This is a genomic window from Caloramator sp. ALD01 (genome assembly GCF_000472625.1).
In the GTDB taxonomy this organism is placed as follows: domain Bacteria; phylum Bacillota; class Clostridia; order Clostridiales; family Caloramatoraceae; genus Thermobrachium; species Thermobrachium proteoclasticum.
Window position 1 is genome coordinate 1 of the sequence record NZ_AXAA01000058.1, and the last position, 3,643, is coordinate 3,643.

Here is a 3,643-nt window from a genome sequence, read left to right on the forward strand (position 1 = left end):
GATGGCATCGCGAGGGTAGGACTTTTTCAAACAAAGAAAAGCTTAGAATTGCTTAGCGAAATGAATCGATGCCCAAGAAATCCTTAATGGGGCTAATCAATATATAACTTTTTCAACAGCCTGACCCCTTATAAAAGGGGTGCTTTTATATCACTTGTAATATCATAAATTTTAAGTATAGAGTTTCATCTGAATTGAAAAGGACTGGATGATCCTTTGATTGATTTCTATATTCCACAAGCCTTAATGTTCGTTTTGCGTCCCTTGCCGCATCCATAACTACTTCCATAAAAAGTTCAGGATACATAAAATGCGAACAGGAACAAGTAACTAAATATCCACCCTTTTTAACCATTTTGAGTGCACGAAGGTTGATTTCCTTATATCCTCTTACTGCACCTTCAACTGCAGAGCGTGATTTTGTAAATGCTGGAGGATCTAATATAACAACGTCATACTTTCTTCCTTCTTTAGCCCAAGTTTTTAATACATCAAAGGCATTGTGGGCCTCAAATTTACATATATTTTCAAGTCCATTTAGTTTTGCATTTCTTCTTGCAAACTCAACAGCGTGTTCAGATACATCTATACCAAGTACGCTTTTTGCACCAAAATGTCCAGCGTGAAGTGAGAAGGAACCTGTATGGCAGAAACAATCAAGTACATCTGCATCCTTTACTATGTCCTTTATTGCATATCTATTTTCCTTTTGGTCTAAGAAATATCCTGTTTTTTGACCATTTTCAATATCTACATAGTACTTAACTCCATTTTCTTCAGATATGATTGTTGTGTCAAAGGGTTCTGTTAAGAATCCCTTTCTTTGTTCAAGTCCCTCAAGTTCTCTTACAGGTACATCACTTCGCTCATAAATACCCTTAGGATTTAAAACTTCTTTTAGAACCTTTACTATTGTATCCTTCCATCTTTCTATTCCTAAGGATAAAAATTGAACTACAAGATAATCACTAAACTTATCAACAATTAGAGCTGGAATAAAATCGGCTTCACCAAATACAACTCTACAAGATGTAGTTTCAATTACCTTTTTTCTATAATTCCAAGCATCCAATATACGCCTTCTAAAGAAATCCTCGTTTATTTCTTCGTCTTTTTCTCTTGTCATTATTCTAATTGTGATTTGGGATTTTGGGTTTATGTATCCTTTGCCTATAAACTTACCCTTATAATTATAGACTTCAACTATATCTCCAGGTTCAAAATCTCCCTCGATGTTTTCAATTTCATTTTTATACACCCAAGGATGTCCATCTTCAACTCTAAGTCCTTTTTTATAGCCCAAAAAAACTTTTGCCATATCTAAACCTCCGTTTTATTGTCTTGTTTTAATATATATGTTCTTATTTTGTGTATATCCTCAAGATTCAATGCAATAAATTCTCCGCCACAATAAAAATATCCATTTGAATTTTTATTCCATCTAACTTTTACAAGAGCTTTAAAGGGAAGATAGTCATCTATTCTAAGAAAAAAAGAGACAAAGGCATCCTTTGGTATAAAAAAGTTTGATTTTAATGCAATGCCTGCTTCAGAGATATCGACGGTATAAAGTTTGCAATTGTCACGAAAGGTTCTTTTTTCGTTGTTATATATAACTGATGGATATAGTATTTCACATTCTAAACGTGCTCTTTTATATTTTCTTCTTTCTTCCCCCATTTTATCTCCTCCTTATAGCTATTATACTAAAATTTAACTAAAATAAACATATTTATTTTACATTAATATTTTTAAGTTGCAGAAAATATATTAAAAGGAGGTGTGTTTATGTTACAGGCTGACTATATGCAGAGGCTGTTACTAATCGCATTAGCTAATATAGGTATAGTTATTGTGACATTCTTTATATTTTCATTTATATTTTCGGGAGAGTGGAGACACAAGATATGGGAAAAGTACATTAGTTCATTTGCTAAATTTGTTGTATATATATTTATAGTAAGTCTTGTTGTAAATATTTTAACAGCGTGGGCTGTTTATGCATTGCAACTTGATAGATATATAAATGTAATAGTTCCAATGGTTCAATCTATTATAATAGGTTTTGTTGCAGCGTGTGTTCCAAGACGTGGTGTGGAATATAAGAGATATAGTGAAAAGTAAATTTTAAAAATAAAAAAGAAGTCACCTAAATATAAGTGGTGACTTCTTAAGTTTTAAAAGTTGTTTATATTTAAAAATAAATATAAAAAAGTAGTTGCAATATGAAAAAATAGATGCTATAATTATCTTTGTCTTCGGGGTGTGGCGCAGATGGGAGCGCGCGTGGTTTGGGACCATGAGGTCGCAGGTTCAATCCCTGTCACCCCGACCAGAAAGGATTGCGAAAGCAATCCTTTTTTTATTGGTCTTTGTTTAGAATTTAATTCAATATTTTCATTATAATAGCAAAGTGCTATAATTAATATAAATGCATTTGGTTTTGCGTCGGGGTGTAGCACAGGTGGTAGTGCATATGGTTCGGGACCATAGGGCCGCAGGTTCAAGTCCTGTCACCCCGACCAATTTATATATAATTAGTTACTATACATTATTCACATCTTAATCCTATCTTAATGAAACAAATCAATAAACTTACATTATATATTACCTAATCTTCAATAGCTATAGTAAATAGAAGAGTTAAAACTACAATATACATATTATAAAATCACAATTGTTCAACAAATAAAAAAAATCACAATAATACTACTTTGTTAAGAAATATTGACAAAAGAAGATATTGTTATTAGTATATACAATGTAATATACCTACTGGGGGTATAAAAAGAATGGAGGGATTTAAATGTTAAATGTGTGGAAAAAGTATTCATATATATTGTTTTTTGCCTTTTTTCTGTTGGGAGCAATAGATTTAAGATTTGCAGTAATTGCAAGTATTTGTATGATTGGACCAATAGTGTTTTCGTTTTTTAATGGTAGATATTGGTGTGGAAACATATGTCCAAGAGGTAATTTTTATGAAAATATTTTGAGCAAAGTGTCAAATAAAAAACAAGTACCTAAATGGATGAAGAGCTATGTCTTTAGAACACTGGTTATTGTACTTATGTTTTACATGTTTATTAGTGGAATAGTTGCTGCCAATGGTAATCTATACAAAATAGGATTGGTTTTTTATAGGATGATTGTTGTTACGAGTTTAGTAGGAATAATGTTTTCATTTATCTACAATCATAGAACATGGTGTAATTTTTGCCCCATGGGAACTATTGCATCAATTATTACTAAATTGAGGGGAAATAAGAATGCTTTATATGTAAAACCAAGTTGTGTTTCTTGTAAATTATGTAGTAAAGCATGTCCGATGGGGGTTAACCCTTATGAATATAAAAATGGCTTTATAGAACATAGTGATTGTATAAAATGTGGAAAGTGTATTTCAAGTTGTAGAAGATCAGATATAATAGTAGTAAAAGAAATAAAGGATTTGGATTTAACAAAAGTAGCTTAAAACATATTTGTAATCCCATAAATGTAGGTTGTGTTTAAACCTGCCTTTATGGGAAATACTATAAAATATTTTTTAACAGAGATTTCGCACTTGAAAATTTTTAGGGTGGTAAGTCCGTTGATTTATAAGGGTTAAGAAATAGTAAGTAGAAATTAGGTATTTTCCGAT

4 protein-coding genes and 2 tRNA genes are annotated in these 3,643 nt (G+C 31.4%); 4 read left to right on the forward strand and 2 right to left on the reverse strand.

Annotated elements, in window-relative coordinates:
• Positions 1-145: 145 nt before the first annotated feature.
• Positions 146-1,318: a class I SAM-dependent rRNA methyltransferase gene (locus tag A3M9_RS0112050; protein ID WP_027309408.1), complete on the reverse strand. Its 1,173-nt coding sequence runs from the start codon at positions 1,316-1,318 to the stop codon at positions 146-148.
• A gap of 2 nt (positions 1,319-1,320) precedes the next feature.
• Entirely contained in the window at positions 1,321-1,680 is a 360-nt protein-coding gene (locus A3M9_RS0112055) for a PilZ domain-containing protein (protein ID WP_027309409.1), read from the reverse strand.
• 108 nt (positions 1,681-1,788) lie between these two features.
• Between A3M9_RS0112055 and A3M9_RS0112060 the strand changes: the two genes are divergently transcribed.
• The 4 genes from A3M9_RS0112060 (at position 1,789) to A3M9_RS0112075 (ending at position 3,475) form a co-directional block, all read left to right on the forward strand.
• The gene (locus A3M9_RS0112060; protein ID WP_051350736.1) at positions 1,789-2,124 is read left to right on the forward strand and encodes a DUF2391 family protein; all 336 of its coding nucleotides are present in this window, start codon (positions 1,789-1,791) and stop codon (positions 2,122-2,124) included.
• 135 nt (positions 2,125-2,259) lie between these two features.
• Positions 2,260-2,335: transfer RNA gene (locus A3M9_RS0112065), tRNA-Pro, on the forward strand.
• 114 nt (positions 2,336-2,449) lie between these two features.
• Positions 2,450-2,525 (forward strand) — tRNA-Pro (locus A3M9_RS0112070).
• A gap of 281 nt (positions 2,526-2,806) precedes the next feature.
• The gene (locus tag A3M9_RS0112075) at positions 2,807-3,475 is read left to right on the forward strand and encodes a 4Fe-4S binding protein (protein ID WP_027309411.1); all 669 of its coding nucleotides are present in this window, start codon (positions 2,807-2,809) and stop codon (positions 3,473-3,475) included.
• The last annotated feature ends 168 nt before the right edge of the window (positions 3,476-3,643 follow it).